Below are 16,987 nucleotides of genomic sequence, written 5' to 3' on the forward strand. Positions count from 1 at the left end.
CCCTCAATCCTCCATGATCTGGCTGTGCGTTCGCGTATCGCGCATCCGCAGGTATACGACCAGCGACACGGCGATCATCGCGGTCACATACCAGTAGAAGCCGCGCTCGAAGCCGGCGTCCTTGAACTTCAGCGCGACGACCTCCGCCGTGCCGCCGAACAGGGTGTTGGCTAGCGCATAGGGCAGCGCCACGCCCAGCGCGCGGATATGCGCCGGGAACAGCTCGGCCTTCACCACCGCGTTGATCGAGGTATAGCCGGTGACGATTACCAGCGCGCCCATCACCAGCAGCCCGGCGGTAACCGGATCGCGCGTCGTCTCCAGCGTGGAAAAGATCGGATAGGTGAACAGCACACCCGCCAGGCCGAAGGCGATCATCAGCGGCTTGCGCCCGATCCGGTCGCTGAGCGCGCCGGCGACGGGTTGCAGCAGCATGAAGACGAACAGCGTGACGCCGTTGATCTGGCTGGCGACTTCCCGGCTGAACCCGGAGGTGTTGACCAGGAATTTCTGCATGTAGATCGAATAGGCGTAGAAGGCGAGCGTGCCGCCCGCCGTCAGCAGCATGACGACGGCGGTCTCCTTCGGGTGCTGGGTCACGAGTTGGAGGAAGCCTGATTTTGGCGCACCCGCCGCCTTGGCATTGGTGAAGCTGTGGCTTTCGGCCAGGCCGCGCCGGATCCAGAACACGACCACCGCCAGCACCGCGCCGATGGCGAACGGAATGCGCCAGCCCCATGCGTCGAGCTGCCCCTCGCTCATCGTCGATTGCAGCACGAGCAGGACGAGGATCGCGAGCAGCTGCCCCGAGATCAGCGTGACATATTGGAAGGACGAGAAGAAGCCGCGCCGGTCCTTGCCCGCCATTTCGGACAGATAGGTCGCGCTGGCGCCATATTCGCCGCCGACCGACAGCCCCTGCATCAGCCGCGCGACCGTCAGCAGGATCGGCGCGGCAATGCCGATCGTTTCGAATCCCGGCGTCAGCGCGATCATCAGCGATCCGGCGCACATCAGCGTGACCGAGATCGACAACCCGGCCTTGCGCCCGTGGCGGTCGGCATAGATGCCCATGATCCACGCACCGATCGGTCGCATGATGAACCCGACCGCGAACACCGCTGCGGTACCGAGCAGCTGTGCCGTCCGGTCGGTGCTGGGAAAGAAATGCGGCGCGAAATAGAGCGAGAAGGCCGCATAGACATACCAGTCGAACCATTCGACCAGATTGCCGGTGGACCCACCGATGATCGCCTTCAGGCGGGCGGCGCGGTCGGGGACCGCAGCGGAGGCTGGATGGCTGTTCATGGCAAGGGGCTATCGCGTAGCGCCGGTCGCGCCAACCCCCGTGACGACTGGTAGCGGTACCTTGTTAGAAGCTGTTTGAAAATGCGCTGAAGGCGCATTTCTGCGGTGCCGGCCCGCTCCCCCTCCCGGCCACCCATCAGAATACCGTGTGGGTGGCCGGGAGGGGGAGCGGGCCGGTACCGCCTGAAATTGGCGCTCTCGCCAATTTCCAAATGGACCCTCAGAAGCTGCCCTGCACGCTCGCGCCGGCGGGCAGGCCGGTGAAGGGCAGCGTCGCAGCGCCGTCGCCGGTCAGCGCGAAGCGCAGCGATCCGTCCTCGTTGATCGTCGCATCCATCAGCGTCTTGCGCCGCTGGTCGGCAGGGACGAGGCGGACACGGGTCTGGGTGCCGATATGCTCGGCGGTCAGCAGCATGGCGGGGGTCGGGGTGGCGACATTGCCGGGCTTCGTCACGCAGCTGCCCGGATCGATCGCGATGCGGCCATCGGCCATGGCCGATCCGGCGATGGTCGACAGGACGGGCAGGTCGACCTGCCACGTCGAATCGCAGGCAAAGGGCAGATTGGGTTGCAGCGCGGCCAGCAGCGAGGCGTCGGCCGATCCGCTCACCCGGTCGAGCCGTACGCCGCCGGGACGCAGTAGCGCCTGCCCCCCCAGATCGGTATCGGCCCCGGTTGCGGTCCAGTCGACCGCCAGCCCCAGGCTGGTCAGGCTGCGCAAGGGCGCGAAATGCCATTCGAGACGGCTGCCGCCGGCAATGCCGACCTCGCCATCCCACACCGTGCCGCCGACACCGCTGCGCCAGTCGGTGTTGCCCGCGATCAGGCTGGCCGGCAGCGTCGCGACGATCGCCACCGCGAACGAGGCTATGCCGAGGGCGGCGAAGCGGATACTACGCCGACGTGCCAGCAACCTCGAAGGACTCGATAATGCGATCGCGGCGCTCGACGCTTCACCTGCTGCGCGATGCGGTGCTGCTGTCGTCGGTGGCATCGGTCGCGTCCCCCCTGATGGCTGCGAAACGGGCCAAGCGCTCCGCCGCGTTGCTGGTTCCGCTGACCGGAGACCGCGCGGCGCTGGGGCTTAGCATACGCAATGCGGCGATGCTTGCGCAAACCGATGCGGGCGCGATCACGGTGATCGATACCGGCGGCACGGCAGCAGGCGCGGCGAATGCGGCGCGGGCGGCGGTGAAGCGCGGGGTGGCGATGCTGCTGGGGCCGTTGTCGGCGGCGGAGACGCGCGCGGTGGCGGCGGCGGTCAGCGTGCCGGTCGTGGCGCTGACCAACGATGCAGCGGCGCGGGGCGGATCGGCGTTCGTGTTCGGGATTACGCCCGCACAGGCGACGGCGGCGATCCTGAGCTACGCCCGGTCGCGCGGCGTGCGTCGGATCGTGGCGGTCGATGACGGGACGCCGTGGTCGCAGGCATCGGTCGCGGCGGCGCGGGCGAGCGAGGCCGATCTGGGGCTGACCATCGTGCCGGTGACCGGGGCGACGATCCCGCCGGGCGTCGAGGGCGATGCGGCGTTCGTGCCCGGAACGGCAGTGGCGATCGCGCCGGTGCTCAGGAACCGGGGGATGCAGTTGCTGGCGACGATGCAGACGCTCGACTATCGCCCAGACGCGCTGACCGCGCTGGAGGGGGCGTGGATCGCCAGCCCCGATCCGGCGAAGTTCGCGAGCTTCGCCACCGCCTATGCCGCGCGCAATGGCGGGCGGCCCGGTGCCATCGCGGCGCTGGGCAACGATGCCGCGCTGATCGCCAAGGCGCTGCGCGACAGCGACCAGATGACGCGCGAAGGCGTGTTGCGCGAGGCCGGGTTCGACGGCGTGACCGGGCCGGTGCGCTTTCGGTCGGACGGCAGCTGCGCGCGTGACTTCGCGATCCTGGTGCCGACCAACGGCGTGTATGAGAAGGTGGCGGAGAGCCGCGGGGCATGACGCGCGCGCGCGCCGGGGAGGGTGGCTTCACCCTGCTCGAACTGATGATCTCGCTCGGCCTGTTCGCGCTGATCGCGGTGGCCGGGCTGGCGCTGGTCGACAGCGTGATCGGGGTGGACGGGCGCACCGAGGCGCGGCTGGACCGGGTGGCCGACCTGCAGCGTGCGATGGTGGTGATCTCGTCCGACCTCGACCAGATCGCGCCGGGGCCGATGGGGGGCGACGCGGCGGGCGTCCGGTTCCGGCGCAGCGCACCGGGGCTGGGCGGGCCGCCAATCGGCGTCGGATACCGCGTCGCCGAGGGACAGTTGCAGCGGGTGGTCGATGGCCGCGCGCAACTGGTGCTGGATCAGGTCGCGGCGGCGCGCTGGCGCTATTTCGACGGCGGCTGGCGCGACAGCTGGCCGCCGGCACCTGACCGCTCGCTCGACTGGCCACGCGCGGTGGTGGTGGAGTTGCAGGTCGGCGGGCCGGGCGGGGGGAACCTGCGGCGGGTCGTGACGCTGCCGATCGCGGCGAAGACGACATGAGCAGGCGGGTGCCGGAGCGCGAGCAGGGTATGATCCTGGTCAACGTGTTGATGTTCGTGGCGATTGCCAGCGGGCTGGTCCTGCTGATGATCAACCGTGAGGAAGTGGCGCTCGACCGGTCGATCCGGTCGCGGGAGGCGTCGCGGGCACTGGCGATCGTGCGCGGGGGCGAGCTGTCGGCGCTGTCGGCGCTGCAACGCGATGCGCGGGTGGCGCCGGAGGCGGACTATCCGGGCGAACCCTGGGGCGCGATCAGCGAGAACGGCATTGCGATCGACGGCGGCCGCTTCGACCTGGCGATTGCCGATGCCGAGGGGCGCTTCAACGTCAATTCGGTGCGGCGCGATCTGGACCCGATCCCGCAATTGCTGTTCCTGCGCATCGCCAAGGCGGCGGGGATCGAGGAGGAGAAGGCGGTCGCCGCCATCGCGCTGATCCGTGAGCGCGGGCCGGTGCAGGATTTGCGGCCGCTGGCGGTGTTCCTGCCGCCCGAGCAGGCGCAGCTGCTGGCGCGGATGGTGACCGCGTTGCCGGGCGATACCGCGATCAATCTGAACGCGGCGACGCCCGAATTGATGGCGGTGCTGTTCGAACCGGACAAGGCCCAGCGGCTGATCGCGATCCGCAACCGACAGGGCTATCTGTCGAAGGACGACCTGTCGCGCGAGGATGTGACGATGCCCGGCGGCACGCGGTTCAAGTCCGACCATTTCTGGGTCCGCACCCGCGCGACCATCGGCGGCACGGCGCAGCAGGGCGCGACGCTGATCCAGCGGGTGGAGCGGAAAGAGGGGGCGCAGAGCGTGCCGGTGGCGGTGCCGGTGGAGCGGTGGCGCAATGCGGCTATTCCGCCAGAAGTGCCTGATTTTACAGGCTGAATCGGCCAAAGTTCACTAAGTTCACACTTGCCGCGTTTTTTGCGCGTGTTGCGTTGGGGTGGTGCGGCGGTGTCAAAGAGCGGGGCGACGGGCGACCAGCGAGGATGGTCGCAGGCTTGGCGGCGGTAGGAAAGCGGACCTGCGTCCATTCGTTTGGTTGGCTCGACTTTCAGTGAACGTCCCGATCAATGGGTTGATATGTCCACATCCGAAACATGAGAAAGCTGAATGCTGCGATGAAACTTCCTAAGGCGACGTATATCGACACCGTTGGAAGGGGATATTTGCTCTTCAAGACCCAAACAAAAGCAACCACGCTTGCCAGTACGCACAGGCTTGGGAGCGTCATGCCCTTGAACCAGTGAATTGTTCCGGATCGTTCCATAAGATAGATAGCGGCTATCGGCAGCAGGGGAGCTGCAAGCCATGGGATAGTCAGATCTTTGATACCCGCCAGATCCAGAACGAACCAACATCCAGAGGCAATGATAAATAACGCGGCAACCTTTGGACTATTTTTGGCGTCGCGGGCAATTACTCGTTGGGATAGCTCGATTATATCAGCCACAAGTTCGTTCCCGGAAGGTTGATATGTTTCATACGGGGCTATTGAGGATGTGGGCAATGGTGCCGGATTTTCGCAGCTGCAATTAATACCCGATCCACGCATTCTCGATATGACGCGGAGCCGTGCGCGGCGCGAGGAGGATGACGTCGATCCGCATGTCGCAGCCCTCGGCATAGGTTGGGGCGAGCAACTCCGCCGCTGCTGCCACCCGCGCCAACCGGCGTTCGTCGATGGCGTGGTCGAGGTCGGCGGCGGTGGCGCGGGTCTTTACCTCGACGAAGGCGACGATGTTCCCGCGACGGGCGATCAGGTCGACCTCGCCCGCTTTCGTCCGGACGCGGCGCGCGAGGATGCGCCAACCCTTCAGCCGCAGCCACCAGCCGGCGATGCGTTCGCCCCGGCGGCCGGCATCGTCGGCGGCGATGCGCGAGGCGCGCGAGCGGGGGCGGGGTGGGCGGGCGAGCATGACCCTGTGTGCCGTCCGGCCGCCCGCCGGGCAAGTCAGCGCATCAGGCCGGCGGTGCGCAGGGCATGTTCGATCGTCGCCTGCACCCCGGTCGGTGCCGCTGTCGGAGCCGGGGAAACGGGTGCGGGACGGGCGGGCGGCGGTACTTCGGCGTCGAGCGCGGGCGCGACCAAGCCCCAGCCGCGCGCGATCTCCAGCGTGCTCGACAGGCCGACATCGAGCATGAACGGCCCCGCCGCGCCGATGCCGCTCGACGGATCGACCGGTACGCCGTGGCCCATGCCGGCGATGCGCCATTCCTCGACCAGCGCATGACCCTGTGCATTGCACCATGCGCGGTGCGACCAGTTCGGGCCCTTGCCGGCCTGTTGTGGTTCGGCGGGCAGGGCGTGGACGGCGCGCCACTGGCGAACCAGCGCGTCGCTGTTGGCAAGGACGACGGTCGCATCGGCGGTGCCGTGCCAGATGGCGACGCGCGGGATGGCCGAGGCGGGGGCGATGGCGAGCGTGTCGGTGGCGGCAGTCCCGTGCATCCGCTCCAGCGCGGCGCGGACGCCGATCGCGGTGCCATAGGGCAGGCCGCCGATGATCGCCCCGGCGGCAAAGCGTTCGGGCCAGGTCGCCAGCATCACCGCGGTCATCGCGCCGCCCGCCGACAGGCCGGTGATGAACACCCGTGCCGGATCGATCGCGTGGGCCGCCACCACCTGATCGATCATCGCCGCGATCGATTCGGCTTCCCCGCCGTGGCGGCCGATATCGGCGGCCTCGAACCAGTTGAAGCACAGATTGGCGTTGTTCGCGCGGCGCTGTTCGGGGAACAGCACGGCGAACCCCTCACGGTCGGCCAGCGTCGACCAGCCGGTGCCGTGATCATAGACCGCCGCGTCCTGCGTACAGCCGTGCAGCGCCACGACCAGCGCGGCACCGGGCCGCAGGTCGGCGGGAATATGGACCCGCGCGCGCAGATTGCCGGGATCGGGCGTAAAGCCGGTCAGGTCGTGCAGCCGGTCGGGCACCTGCGCCGGGCCGACGCCCTGCATCCGCGACAGGTTCGCAATGGTAGTGGAGAGCGACACCATGATTCCGGTTCCTTCCGCGCGGTATCGGTGGATACCATGGGAAGGATATGGCGGCTATGCTGCAATGCACAATGGCCCGGACACGGAAAGTGGCGACGCCGGGTAGCACCCGCCGCCGTCAAACCGCTGAAATCAATGGGGATGCCGTTTGCGGCAAACATCCAATGGTCGGGGAGAGAGGATTCGAACCTCCGGCCCCTGCCTCCCGAAGGCAGTGCTCTACCAGGCTGAGCTACTCCCCGACGGAGTATCGACCGGGCCGTTTGGGGCCATGCCGTTGCTTGGAGGCGCGCCTATAGCGGGCGGTTTCGGGGTCCGCAAGCGGGATTCGTATGCCCGCCTGTTTGGCTTTGGCGGGGAAGCTGCTAGGGGCGCTTGCATCCTACTCTTTCCGAATGTGTGACCGTGGCCACTCCGCTCGACAAACTGCGTAATTTCTCGATCATCGCCCATATCGACCATGGCAAGTCGACGCTGGCCGACCGGCTGATCCAGCGTACCGGCGGCCTCGCCGAGCGCGAGATGTCGGCGCAGGTGCTCGACAACATGGACATTGAAAAGGAACGCGGCATCACCATCAAGGCGCAGACCGTGCGCCTGGAATGGAAGGGCCATGTCCTGAACCTGATGGACACGCCGGGCCATGTCGACTTCGCCTATGAAGTGTCGCGCAGCTTGGCCGCGTGCGAGGGCGCGCTGCTGGTGGTCGACGCGGCGCAGGGGGTCGAGGCGCAGACGCTGGCCAACGTCTATCAGTCGATCGAGCATGACCATGAGATCATCCCGGTCATCAACAAGATCGACCTGCCCGCCGCCGAACCGGAACGGGTGAAGACCGAGATCGAGGACCTGATCGGCCTCGACACCGCGCATGCCGTGCTTGCGTCGGCGAAGGCGGGGATCGGGATCGACGAGATTCTCGACGCGATCGTCGAGCATATCCCGGCGCCCAAGGGCGATGCGGGCGCGCCGCTGAAGGCGATGCTGGTCGACAGCTGGTACGACCCGTATCTGGGCGTCGTCATCCTGATCCGCGTGATCGACGGATCGATCCGCAAAGGCCAGCAGATCAAGTTCATGAATGCCGACACCACGCACCTGGTCGACCGGGTCGGCGCGTTCCGCCCGAAGATCGAGCAGCTGCCCGACCTGGGTCCCGGCGAAATCGGCTTCATCACCGCGCAGATCAAGGAAGTGGCGCAGACGATGGTCGGCGACACGATCACCGACGCCAAGCGCCCGACCGCCGAACCGCTGCCCGGGTTCAAGGAAGTGCAGTCGGTGGTGTTCTGCGGCCTGTTCCCGGTCGATGCCGCCGATTTCGAAAAGCTGCGCGAATCGATCAGCAAGCTGCGGCTGAACGACGCCAGCTTCACGTTCGAGATGGAAAGCTCGGCGGCGCTGGGCTTCGGCTTCCGCTGCGGGTTCCTCGGGCTGCTGCATCTGGAGATCATCCAGGAGCGGCTGACCCGCGAATATGACCTCGACCTCATCACCACCGCGCCGTCGGTGGTGTACCAGATCGAGCTGACCCATCCCGATCCGGCCGGCATCACGCAGATCGACCTGCACAACCCGGCCGACATGCCCGACGTCAACAAGATCAAGACGATCAGCGAGCCGTGGATTCAGGCAACGATCTATGTCCCCGACGAATATCTGGGCGGCATCCTGAAGCTGTGCCAGGACCGGCGCGGCATCCAGATGAACCTGACCTATGTCGGCGGGCGCGCGCAGGCGGTGTACGAATTGCCGCTCAACGAAGTGGTGTTTGATTTCTATGACCGGCTGAAGTCGCTGTCGAAGGGCTATGCCAGCTTCGACTACGAACAGATCGGGTATCGCGAGGGCGACCTCGTGAAAATGAGTATCCTCGTCAACGAGGAGCCGGTCGACGCGCTGTCGATAATCGTCCACCGCGGCACCGCCGAGACGCGCGGGCGCGGTATGGTCGAGCGGTTGAAGGAACTGATCCCGCGCCATCTGTTCAAGATTCCGATCCAGGCGGCGATCGGCGGCAAGGTGATCGCGCGCGAGACGATCAGCGCGATGCGCAAGGACGTGACCGCGAAGTGCTATGGCGGTGACGCCAGTCGCAAGCGCAAGCTGCTGGACAAGCAGAAGAAGGGCAAGGCGAAGATGCGCGAATACGGGTCGGTCAGCATCCCGCAGGAAGCGTTCATCGCCGCGCTGCGCATGGGCGACGACAACTAAGGCGCGCGGCCCGCGGGCTGCGCCGTTTCTGGATGCAAAAAGGGCCGGCGCTGTGGCAGCGCCGGCCCTTTTTAGCTTGGCAGGATCAGATCGTCAGAGGACGTTCATCACCATCTGAACGGTCAGCGCGACACCGGCCCATCCCAGCGCGGCCAGACCAGCGAGGGTCGCGATCGTCGTACGTCCCGAATACTTGCTGTGCATCCTCTCAACCCTCCTGCTTTTCTCTTGCGACAAACTGTCCCAAAAAAACGACGATTGCAAATTTCCGAAATGCAAAAATTCGGCGAATTTCAGTGTGATCGGGTCGTGCCTGATCGTGGCGGCGCGAAAATTGCTGCGGTGCAAAACGGGCCATGTGGAGGGGGATGTTCCAAAATGAGACATTTGCCCCGCGGCCTGTTCGCAGCTGCGATGTAGCGTTTGCCATCCACGGCGAGCCGAAAATATTTTTTGGATTCAGTCAGGAAACTGTCAGAATCAGGGGTGATCGGCGGCGTGGGGCGCGCATCAGCGAGTCGGGCGCCGAATTTTGGAGCTGCCGGCCGGAACCTTCTTAGGCCACGAGCGTCCTGCGCTACGTATCATTTTATCCGCGACAGGAGCAACCGATGGCCGACACCGATTCGAATCCCGCTGCCGCCGCCAGCGAGCGGATGCGTGCCGCCGGCAGCGCGATGACCGAGCAGGGATCGCAGCTCGGCCTGGCCATCCTGTCGCAGGCGGAGGCGAATACGCAGGAGGCGTTTCGCGCCATGCGTGCGGCGGCGCAGGCGAACGATGTCGCTGAAGTCATGCGCATCCAGTCGGACTATCTGCGCGACCAGGGTGCCCGGTCGATGGCACAGGCACGCGAGGTCAGCGAGATGATCGCCCAGTTCGGTCGCAATGCCGTCGGGCAGATGACCGGACGCGGCTGATCGCCGGCAACACACGGGGGGCGACATGATACGGCGGATTTTGCTGCTGCTGGCGGGGCTGATGCTCGCCGGACCCGTGGTCGCGCAGCCGCGGCCGCCGATCGTGCTGGCGGCGGCGAGCCTGCAGGAATCGATGAACGCGGCGGCCGATGCCTGGGCGAAGCGCGGCCATGTCCGCCCGACGCTGTCCTTTGCTGCCAGCTCGGCACTGGCACGACAGGCGGCGGCGGGAGCGCCCGCCGACCTGTTCGTGTCGGCCGACGTCGAATGGATGGACGACCTCGACAAGCGCGGGCTGCTGGCCAACGGAAGCCGGGTCAACCTGCTCGGCAACCGGCTGGTGCTGGTCGCGCCGGTCGACAGCCGGGTGCGCGTGACGCTCAGGCCCGGTGTCGACCTGCGGCCGGCGCTGAACGGCGGGCGGCTGGCGATGGCCGATCCCGATGCGGTGCCGGCGGGACGCTATGGCAAGGCGGCGCTGACCGCGCTGCGCGGCTGGGACGCGGTGGCGCCGTCGGTGGTGCGCGCGGAGAATGTCCGCGCCGCGCTGGCGCTGGTCGAGCGCGGTGCCGTGCCGCTCGGCATCGTCTATGCGACCGATGCGAAGGCGTCGGCAAAGGTCCGGGTCGTCGGCGTCTTTCCCGCCGCGAGCCATCCGCCGATCACCTATCCCATCGCCCGGCTGAAGGCGTCGCGGAATGTCGAGGGTGAGCGGTTCCGCCGGTTCCTGGTCAGCCCGGCGGGCCGCGCGATCTTTGTGCGATACGGATTCAGCCCACGCTGATGCCCGATGACGCCGAATGGGCGATCGTCCTGCTGTCGTTGAAGATCGGGGGCGTGGCGATGCTGGCCGCGCTGCCGGTTGCCTATGCGCTGGCATGGATATTGGCGCGGGGGCGGTTTCCGGGGCGGGTGGTGCTGGACGGGATCGTCCACTTGCCGCTGGTGCTGCCGCCGGTCGTCACCGGCTGGCTGTTGCTGCTGGCGTTTGCGCCGACCGGGCCGATCGGCCGCTGGCTGGAGGTGTGGTTCGGCGTCAGCGTGCTGTTCCGCTGGAGCGGGGCGGCGATCGCGGCGGCGGTGATGGCATTGCCGCTGATGGTCCGTGCGATTCGCCTGTCGATCGAGGGCGTCGACCGGCGGCTGGAAAGCGTCGCGCGGACGCTGGGCGCCAGCCGGGCGCGGGTGTTCTGGAGCGTGACCGCGCCGCTCAGCCTGCCCGGTGTATTGGCGGGCATGGTGCTGGGGTTCGCGCGGGCGCTGGGCGAGTTCGGCGCGACGATCACTTTCGTGTCGAACGTGCCGGGGGAGACGGCGACGCTGCCGCTCGCCATCTATAGCGCGTTGCAGGTGCCGGGTGGCGAGGCGAGCGTAGTACGGCTGGCGGGTATGTCGGTTGCGCTGTCGCTGGTCGCGCTGGTTGCGTCCGAATGGCTGGCGCGGCGCGGCGGGCGGAGGGTCCATGTCCTTTGACATCGACGTGACCGTCCGGTTGGGCGAGGCGGTGGTCGGCGCGGTGGTGCCCGATGACGGGCGCGACAATGGGCTGACGGTGCTGTTCGGCCCGTCGGGCGTGGGTAAGTCGAGCGTGCTGAACATGGTCGCCGGATTGCTGCGGCCGGCGGCGGGCCATGTCCGGGTCGGTGGCGTCACACTGTTCGATGCGGCGGCGGGGATCGACGTGTCGGTGCCGGATCGCCGAGCCGGTTACGTGTTTCAGGCGCCGCGCCTGTTCCCGCATCGCCGGGTCGCGGCCAATCTGCGCTATGGCATGGGGCGGGGCGAGCCGCCGATCGGCTTTGACGACATGGTGGCGTTGCTGGGGCTGGGCGGGTTGCTCGACCGCTGGCCGGCCACCTTGTCGGGCGGCGAGGCGAAGCGGGTGGCGATCGGGCGGGCGCTGTTGTCGGGCGCGCGCTTCCTGTTGATGGACGAGCCGCTGTCCTCGCTCGACCGGGCGCGGCGCGAAGAGGTGATGGTGACGATCGAGCGGCTGCGCGACGCGCTGCGCCTGCCGATCCTGTACGTGACGCACGACGCGGCGGAGGCGGAACGGCTGGCGACGCGGATCGTCGCGATGTGACCATCCTTCCGCCGCAATCCGCAGGTGATGTTGCACCCGTAACGACCGGGAGTGTGCGATGCGGATGGCGATGGTGGGCGTGGCGATGGTGATGGTGGCTCCGGCAATGGCGCAGGAGGTCGAACCGGATGGTCCCGACATCGTGGTCACCGCGGGCAAGCCGCTGAAGCTGGATGCGAAGGTGCTGCGCGCCGGGCAGCGCCGCTTTGCCGGGGATCGCGGCGAACTGGCCCCGAACGGCGCGCTGCGGTTCGAACTGTGGCGCGGCAGCAGCCGGATTCCTGCGACGACGATCCCGATCACGCTGCGCAACGATGCCGGACAGGCTATGCCGGTGGCGGTCGACGGCGATGGGCGGATCGCGTTCGGCGAGCTGCCGAAGGGACGGTGGTTCCTGACCGCGCCCGCGCAGTCGCAAGGCATGTCGTTGCGGCCGATCGTCCTGTCGACGGGCACGACGCCGACCGACCGACGGCTGGGCGACCTGCGACTGCAATGCCGGGTGATGCTGTCGATGGCGAAGGCGCAGGCGTCGTTGCTGGCGATGCCGCTGATGGGGCTGCTCGATGCGATCGGCGGGTGCGAGAGCAAGCGGGTGCATATGTATCACCGCGCCGAACAGCCGCTGGACAGTGCCACCGCGCTGGCCCCGGGTGGCGCACAGGCGCTGGAGATTTCCAAGCGCGGCAATGCCTATCTGGCGCCGCTCAACGACCCGGCGATGGGCAACGACGTGCGGGTGAAGATCGCCTATCGCTGATCGTCGCTGCCGGGCATCGGCACCCGTGCGCTTTGCCCGCCGCGCGTGAAATAGGCGGCGTCGATAGCAAGGCTGCGCAGTTGCCAGCCATCGATGCTGTCGCCGGGCGACAGGGTGCGGGTGCCGTCGCTGCCGCGCACCAACGCCACCGCGTCGCGGCCAAGCCGGCCGACGACGCCGAGCAGCTGTGGCGCATCGGCGGGGAGCGCATCGGCGGCGGGCGGGGCGAACAGCGTGCGGGCGAAGGCGGCGCGCAAGGGTGGCGGCGCGGCCGGCGCGGCGAGCGGGGACGTGGCGACCGGCGTGACCGTTGCCGATGCCGGTTCGCGCAGCAGCCACGGCGGCACGGCCAGCGCGACCAGCACCGCGCCGGCCAGCAGCGCGTGCTGGCGCAGGCTCAGCCCCGCCATGGTGCCACCAGCGTCGCGTCGAGCCGCACGCCGCCGGGCGCGGCGGTCAGCCGCCATGCCTGCGCCCGGATGGCGGGGCGTGCGCGCTCCAGCGTGTCGGCGAAGGCGACGACGGCCTTTTCCGTGCCCGACGCGCGCAGCGTCAGGACGGTGAGCGGTGTCGGGGCGGCAGGATCGGGGGTGAGGGTTTCGACCAGCACCCCGCCGCGCGCGGCATCGGCGCGCACCCGCGCGGTCAGGCGGGCGCGGGCATCGGCGGCATTGTCGGCCGGAAAGGCGGCGTCGGCGGTGGCGAGCGGCGGAACGGTTGCGCCGGCCTCGACCGCGGCGGCATCGCGCGCGGCACGGGCGGCGGCAAGGTCGCCGAGTGCATCACAGGCGGGGATCGCCAGCAGCGCGGCGACGCCGCACGCGATCAGCGGCAGGCGCGGGGTCACCGTCGCTGCTCCAGCGTGACGCGCATCCGCCCGTCGCCATCGGTACGTGCCTGCGCCGTCGCGCGCAGGCCGGGCAGTGCCGCGACCACGCGGTCGGGATCGGGGGCGACGACCTGCATCGACATCTGGCCCGCGCCGTCGCGCTCGACCCGCAGCAGCGCGGCATCCTTTGGCAGAGCGCGGGCGGTTGCTTCGAGCGTGGTGCCAAGCGTCGGCAGGCGCCATGCCTGTTGCAGCAGGACGCGGGCACGCTGTGCCGCCGCCTGTTCCGCGATCCGCGGCGCGGCGCGGTGGGCGATGGCGCGGCCCTCCTCCTGTGCGCGCGCGGTCAGCACGGCGGCGCCGCCCCACGTCAGCAGCGGCGTGGCGAGGATCGCGGCGGCCAGCAACAGCGATGCCCGGTCGAGAGGTGCGCGGGGCGGAGTAGGCGCAGGGGGCGGGGCGGGGGCGCGCTCCCGCCGGGCGGCATCCACCGCCCGGTCGAACAGGCTGGGCCGGATCGGCGCGCTGTCATTGGCGGGGCGGGGGTCGGCGGCCATCCCCGTTCCCTACGCCCGGCATCGGCGGGGGCACAAGCCAGTCATCGAACTGTCGTCGTTTCGCCATGCAGGCTTCATCGATCCGCAACCGCGCTGTCGCAGCGATACGCCAACGAAGGGGACAGGGAGGGTGCCGGCGTGGCCGGTGTCCAGATATGCGGGGAATTACAATGGCGAACACCGACCTGACCATCGGCTATGACGATGGCGATATCGAAACCAACCCCAGCGCCGGCCCCAGCCTGCAGGAACTGGTCGACCAGCGTTATTCGCGGCGACAGGCGCTGCGCGGTGGTGCATCGACCGCGGCGGTCGCGGTGTTGGGCGGATCGCTGCTGGCGGCGTGCGACGACAAGGTGCAGGGCATCGACAATACCGCACCGGTGGTCGGCGCCACGTCGAGCGGTGCGACCAGCGCGGGGCGCGTCGTCACGCTGACCGGCACCGCCACCGACGACAATGCGATCGTCACCCAGACCTTTACCCAGGTGTCGGGACCGACCGTCGCGATTTCGAGCACGACGCCGGGCACCGCGACCTTCATCGCGCCCGCCGTGTCGGCCGCGACCAATGTCGTCATCCGCTATACCGCGACCGACGCGAAGGGTGCGAGCAGCAACAGCGACATCACCGTCACGGTATCGCCCCCGACGCTGGGCTTCGCCGCCGTCGCGCGCAGCCTGGCCGATATCGTGAGCGTGCCGTCGGGCTATACCGCCAGCGTGCTCTATCGCCTGGGCGATCCGATCAACGCCGCGACGTCGGCGTTCGCCAATAACGGCACCGACACCGGCTATTCGGCGCGTGCGGGCGATCACCATGACGGCATGAGCTATTTCGGGCTGGCCGCCAGCGCCAACACGCCCGACGCGAACAATTCGACGCGCGGCCTGCTGGTGATGAACCACGAGAATATCTCCGAACAATATCTGCACATCAACGGACAGACGGTGGTGAACGGCGCGCGGCCGACGTCGGAAGTCGTCAAGGAAATGGAATGCCACGGCGTGTCGGTGGTCGAGGTCACCCGCACGTCGGGGACGTGGACCTATGTGCAGGGATCGTCGCTCAACCGCCGCATCACCCCCTATACCCCGACCGCGTTCAGCGGCCCGGCGAAGGGCAGCCCGCTGCTGTTCACCGCCTATTCGCCCGACGGCACGACCGGGCGCGGCACGATCAACAACTGCGCCAATGGCCATATGCCGTGGGGCACGTACATGACCTGCGAGGAAAACTGGGCGGGATACTTCCGGCGCGACACCGGCGACAACACGACCCGCACCGCGCTGGTAGGGGCCAAGTCGACGCAGGCGTTCACCCGCTACGGCCTGTCGCAGCGCAGCGGCAATTACGGCTGGACCACGGCGGCCGAGGCGACGACCGGCACGACGCTGATCGGCAAGTTCAACGCGACGATCGACCCGACCAAGCCGGTCGGCGGCACCGGCGATTTCCGCAACGAGCCGAACCAATATGGCTGGTGCGTCGAGATCGATCCCTATGACCCGACCTCGACTCCGCGCAAGCGCACCGCGCTGGGCCGCATGAACCACGAAGGCTGCTGCCCGGGGCGCGCCATCGCCGGGGTCAAGCCCGCCTTCTACATGGGCGACGACGCGCAGAACGAATATATCTACAAGTTCGTGTCGAACACCGCGTGGAGCGAGGCGGATGCGACCGCCAGCAACCGGTTGGCCATCGGCGACAAGTATCTCGATGCGGGTACGCTGTACGTCGCGAAGTTCAACGCCGACGGGTCGGGCGAGTGGATCGCGCTGGTGTTCGGGCAGAACGGGCTGACCGCGACCAACAGCCTCTATGCCTTTGCCGATCAGGCCGATGTGCTGACCCACGCCCGCCTTGCCGGCGATGCGGTGGGTGCGACGCGGATGGACCGGCCGGAATGGACCGCGGTCAACCCGGCGACCGGCGAGATGTACTGCACGCTGACCAACAATTCGTCGCGCGCGCCGGCACAGGTCGATGCCGCCAACCCGCGGTCGTATATCGATCCGAAGGTCAACAGCAGCTCGCGCTCGACCGGCAACGCCAACGGCCACATCATCCGCCTGCGCGAAGCCGGCGACACGACCGAGGCGACGCGCTTTGCATGGGACGTCTACGCGTTCGGCGCGGGGTCGGACCTTGATCCCACCAACATCAACCTGTCGGCGCTGGATGCGACCAACGACTTCTCCAGCCCCGACGGGCTGTGGTTCGGCCGGCCGTCGAATGCCAGCGGGCAGGTGACGCCGGTGCTGTGGATCCAGACCGACGACGGGGCGTACACCGACGTCACCAACTGCATGATGCTGGCGGCGATGCCGGGTTCGGTCGGCGATGGCGGCACCCGCACCATCACCAATACCGGCGTGTCGGCGACCAGCACCGCGACGACCCGCATCGGCAAGGCACCGGGCACCGCGCTGCGCCGCTTCCTGGTCGGGCCGGTTCAGTGCGAGATCACCGGCATCGAATCGACGCCCGACGGCCGGTCGCTGTTCGTGAACATCCAGCATCCCGGCGAAGGCGGTAACGTCGCCGCGATCAGCAGCAACTGGCCGGCGCTGCCGACCAGCGGCAGCAGCGTGATTTCGGCCAGCGCCGCGGGCACGGCGGGCACCCGGCCCCGGTCGGCGACGATCGTAATCACCAAGAACGACGGCGGCGTGGTCGCGCTGTAAGCGCGGCACCCTGCCGATGGCGGAGCGGGCGGTGGTCGAACGACCGCCGCCCGTTTTGCGTCCAAAGTTCACGAAGTTCACACTCGTGGCGCGTTTTGCACAACGTCGTTGGTGGTCGGTTCGGGCGGACTGCGCCAGCAGTGGAGCCACCTTGCCAGCGG

At 68.2% G+C, this 16,987-nt stretch carries 18 protein-coding genes and 1 tRNA gene; 10 read left to right on the plus strand and 9 right to left on the minus strand.

The features are described 5' to 3' along the window. Nucleotides 1–3: 3 nt before the first annotated feature. Both ASE67_RS07650 and gspN read right to left on the minus strand, forming a co-directional pair. Complete coding sequence (locus ASE67_RS07650) at nucleotides 4–1,308, minus strand: MFS transporter (protein ID WP_055758697.1); 1,305 nt, start codon at nucleotides 1,306–1,308, stop codon at nucleotides 4–6. Nucleotides 1,309–1,528: 220 nt separating this feature from the next. Then, nucleotides 1,529–2,221 (minus strand): type II secretion system protein N, encoded by a 693-nt coding sequence (gene gspN, locus ASE67_RS07655; RefSeq protein ID WP_235511826.1) that lies wholly within the window; start codon nucleotides 2,219–2,221, stop codon nucleotides 1,529–1,531. Between the two features lie 17 nt (nucleotides 2,222–2,238). Between gspN and ASE67_RS07660 the strand changes: the two genes are divergently transcribed. The 3 genes from ASE67_RS07660 to ASE67_RS07670 are packed head-to-tail and all read left to right on the plus strand — an operon-like array spanning nucleotide 2,239 to nucleotide 4,660. Then, nucleotides 2,239–3,252 carry an ABC transporter substrate-binding protein gene (locus ASE67_RS07660; protein WP_055758700.1) on the plus strand — a complete coding sequence of 338 codons (1,014 nt, stop codon included), beginning with the start codon at nucleotides 2,239–2,241 and terminating at the stop codon, nucleotides 3,250–3,252. After that, nucleotides 3,249–3,782, plus strand: coding sequence for a type II secretion system protein GspJ (locus ASE67_RS07665; protein WP_055758703.1), 534 nt, complete (start codon nucleotides 3,249–3,251; stop codon nucleotides 3,780–3,782). Before ASE67_RS07660 ends, ASE67_RS07665 begins: the two co-directional genes overlap by 4 nt. Then, nucleotides 3,779–4,660 carry a general secretion pathway protein GspK gene (locus ASE67_RS07670; protein ID WP_055758706.1) on the plus strand — a complete coding sequence of 294 codons (882 nt, stop codon included), beginning with the start codon at nucleotides 3,779–3,781 and terminating at the stop codon, nucleotides 4,658–4,660. The genes ASE67_RS07665 and ASE67_RS07670 overlap by 4 nt, the downstream gene beginning before the upstream one ends. 169 nt (nucleotides 4,661–4,829) lie before the next feature. Here ASE67_RS07670 and ASE67_RS18150 read toward each other — a convergent pair whose 3' ends face one another. The 4 genes from ASE67_RS18150 to ASE67_RS07685 all read right to left on the minus strand — a co-directional run bounded on the left by ASE67_RS18150 (nucleotide 4,830) and on the right by ASE67_RS07685 (nucleotide 7,018). Continuing rightward, nucleotides 4,830–5,228: a hypothetical protein gene (locus ASE67_RS18150; protein WP_156348541.1), complete on the minus strand. Its 399-nt coding sequence runs from the start codon at nucleotides 5,226–5,228 to the stop codon at nucleotides 4,830–4,832. Between the two features lie 82 nt (nucleotides 5,229–5,310). Continuing rightward, nucleotides 5,311–5,694, minus strand: coding sequence for a YraN family protein (locus tag ASE67_RS07675; RefSeq protein WP_055758709.1), 384 nt, complete (start codon nucleotides 5,692–5,694; stop codon nucleotides 5,311–5,313). Between the two features lie 35 nt (nucleotides 5,695–5,729). Next, nucleotides 5,730–6,776: an extracellular catalytic domain type 1 short-chain-length polyhydroxyalkanoate depolymerase gene (locus ASE67_RS07680; RefSeq protein WP_055758717.1), complete on the minus strand. Its 1,047-nt coding sequence runs from the start codon at nucleotides 6,774–6,776 to the stop codon at nucleotides 5,730–5,732. Nucleotides 6,777–6,941: 165 nt separating this feature from the next. Further along, a tRNA-Pro gene (locus ASE67_RS07685) sits at nucleotides 6,942–7,018 on the minus strand. A gap of 163 nt (nucleotides 7,019–7,181) precedes the next feature. Between ASE67_RS07685 and lepA the strand changes: the two genes are divergently transcribed. The 6 genes from lepA to ASE67_RS07715 all read left to right on the plus strand — a co-directional run bounded on the left by lepA (nucleotide 7,182) and on the right by ASE67_RS07715 (nucleotide 12,753). Next, nucleotides 7,182–8,990 carry a translation elongation factor 4 gene (gene lepA, locus ASE67_RS07690; protein ID WP_055759326.1) on the plus strand — a complete coding sequence of 603 codons (1,809 nt, stop codon included), beginning with the start codon at nucleotides 7,182–7,184 and terminating at the stop codon, nucleotides 8,988–8,990. 611 nt (nucleotides 8,991–9,601) lie between these two features. After that, on the plus strand, nucleotides 9,602–9,910 hold the full coding sequence (locus ASE67_RS07695) for a phasin family protein (protein ID WP_055758722.1): 309 nt from the start codon (nucleotides 9,602–9,604) through the stop codon (nucleotides 9,908–9,910). Nucleotides 9,911–9,935: 25 nt separating this feature from the next. Next, nucleotides 9,936–10,694, plus strand: coding sequence for a molybdate ABC transporter substrate-binding protein (gene modA / locus ASE67_RS07700; protein ID WP_055758725.1), 759 nt, complete (start codon nucleotides 9,936–9,938; stop codon nucleotides 10,692–10,694). Beyond that, nucleotides 10,694–11,383 carry a molybdate ABC transporter permease subunit gene (gene modB, locus ASE67_RS07705; protein WP_055758727.1) on the plus strand — a complete coding sequence of 230 codons (690 nt, stop codon included), beginning with the start codon at nucleotides 10,694–10,696 and terminating at the stop codon, nucleotides 11,381–11,383. The genes modA and modB overlap by 1 nt, the downstream gene beginning before the upstream one ends. Next, a complete protein-coding gene (locus ASE67_RS07710) occupies nucleotides 11,373–11,993 on the plus strand; it encodes an ATP-binding cassette domain-containing protein (protein WP_055758730.1) in 621 nt (206 codons plus the stop codon). The genes modB and ASE67_RS07710 overlap by 11 nt, the downstream gene beginning before the upstream one ends. 58 nt (nucleotides 11,994–12,051) lie before the next feature. Continuing rightward, a complete protein-coding gene (locus ASE67_RS07715; RefSeq protein ID WP_156348542.1) occupies nucleotides 12,052–12,753 on the plus strand; it encodes a hypothetical protein in 702 nt (233 codons plus the stop codon). Here the strand turns inward: ASE67_RS07715 and ASE67_RS07720 are convergent. Genes ASE67_RS07720 through ASE67_RS07730 form a run of 3 tightly spaced genes read right to left on the minus strand, consistent with a single transcriptional unit; the run spans nucleotide 12,744 to nucleotide 14,139 of the window. Continuing rightward, on the minus strand, nucleotides 12,744–13,163 hold the full coding sequence (locus tag ASE67_RS07720) for a hypothetical protein (RefSeq protein WP_055758736.1): 420 nt from the start codon (nucleotides 13,161–13,163) through the stop codon (nucleotides 12,744–12,746). The two genes, ASE67_RS07715 and ASE67_RS07720, sit on opposite strands and share 10 nt — an antisense overlap. Continuing rightward, a complete protein-coding gene (locus tag ASE67_RS07725) occupies nucleotides 13,151–13,600 on the minus strand; it encodes a hypothetical protein (RefSeq protein ID WP_055758738.1) in 450 nt (149 codons plus the stop codon). Before ASE67_RS07725 ends, ASE67_RS07720 begins: the two co-directional genes overlap by 13 nt. Beyond that, nucleotides 13,597–14,139: a hypothetical protein gene (locus tag ASE67_RS07730; protein WP_055758742.1), complete on the minus strand. Its 543-nt coding sequence runs from the start codon at nucleotides 14,137–14,139 to the stop codon at nucleotides 13,597–13,599. Before ASE67_RS07730 ends, ASE67_RS07725 begins: the two co-directional genes overlap by 4 nt. Nucleotides 14,140–14,309: 170 nt before the next feature. On the opposite strand from ASE67_RS07730, the gene ASE67_RS07735 reads away from it, so the two are divergent. Beyond that, nucleotides 14,310–16,826, plus strand: coding sequence for a PhoX family protein (locus tag ASE67_RS07735; protein WP_055758744.1), 2,517 nt, complete (start codon nucleotides 14,310–14,312; stop codon nucleotides 16,824–16,826). The last annotated feature ends 161 nt before the right edge of the window (nucleotides 16,827–16,987 follow it).

It is taken from the genome of Sphingomonas sp. Leaf23 (assembly GCF_001421585.1).
Lineage (GTDB): Bacteria > Pseudomonadota > Alphaproteobacteria > Sphingomonadales > Sphingomonadaceae > Sphingomonas.

Coding starts and splice junctions, on each gene's coding strand:
- ASE67_RS07650 (WP_055758697.1), bottom strand. CDS start 1,308: ATGAACAGCCATCCAGCCTCCGCTGCGGTCCCCGACCGCGCCGCCCGC.
- ASE67_RS07660 (WP_055758700.1), top strand. CDS start 2,239: ATGCGATCGCGGCGCTCGACGCTTCACCTGCTGCGCGATGCGGTGCTG.
- ASE67_RS07665 (WP_055758703.1), top strand. CDS start 3,249: ATGACGCGCGCGCGCGCCGGGGAGGGTGGCTTCACCCTGCTCGAACTG.
- ASE67_RS07670 (WP_055758706.1), top strand. CDS start 3,779: ATGAGCAGGCGGGTGCCGGAGCGCGAGCAGGGTATGATCCTGGTCAAC.
- ASE67_RS07675 (WP_055758709.1), bottom strand. CDS start 5,694: ATGCTCGCCCGCCCACCCCGCCCCCGCTCGCGCGCCTCGCGCATCGCC.
- ASE67_RS07680 (WP_055758717.1), bottom strand. CDS start 6,776: ATGGTGTCGCTCTCCACTACCATTGCGAACCTGTCGCGGATGCAGGGC.
- ASE67_RS07695 (WP_055758722.1), top strand. CDS start 9,602: ATGGCCGACACCGATTCGAATCCCGCTGCCGCCGCCAGCGAGCGGATG.
- modA (WP_055758725.1), top strand. CDS start 9,936: ATGATACGGCGGATTTTGCTGCTGCTGGCGGGGCTGATGCTCGCCGGA.
- modB (WP_055758727.1), top strand. CDS start 10,694: ATGCCCGATGACGCCGAATGGGCGATCGTCCTGCTGTCGTTGAAGATC.
- ASE67_RS07710 (WP_055758730.1), top strand. CDS start 11,373: ATGTCCTTTGACATCGACGTGACCGTCCGGTTGGGCGAGGCGGTGGTC.
- ASE67_RS07715 (WP_156348542.1), top strand. CDS start 12,052: ATGCGGATGGCGATGGTGGGCGTGGCGATGGTGATGGTGGCTCCGGCA.
- ASE67_RS07720 (WP_055758736.1), bottom strand. CDS start 13,163: ATGGCGGGGCTGAGCCTGCGCCAGCACGCGCTGCTGGCCGGCGCGGTG.
- ASE67_RS07730 (WP_055758742.1), bottom strand. CDS start 14,139: ATGGCCGCCGACCCCCGCCCCGCCAATGACAGCGCGCCGATCCGGCCC.
- ASE67_RS07735 (WP_055758744.1), top strand. CDS start 14,310: ATGGCGAACACCGACCTGACCATCGGCTATGACGATGGCGATATCGAA.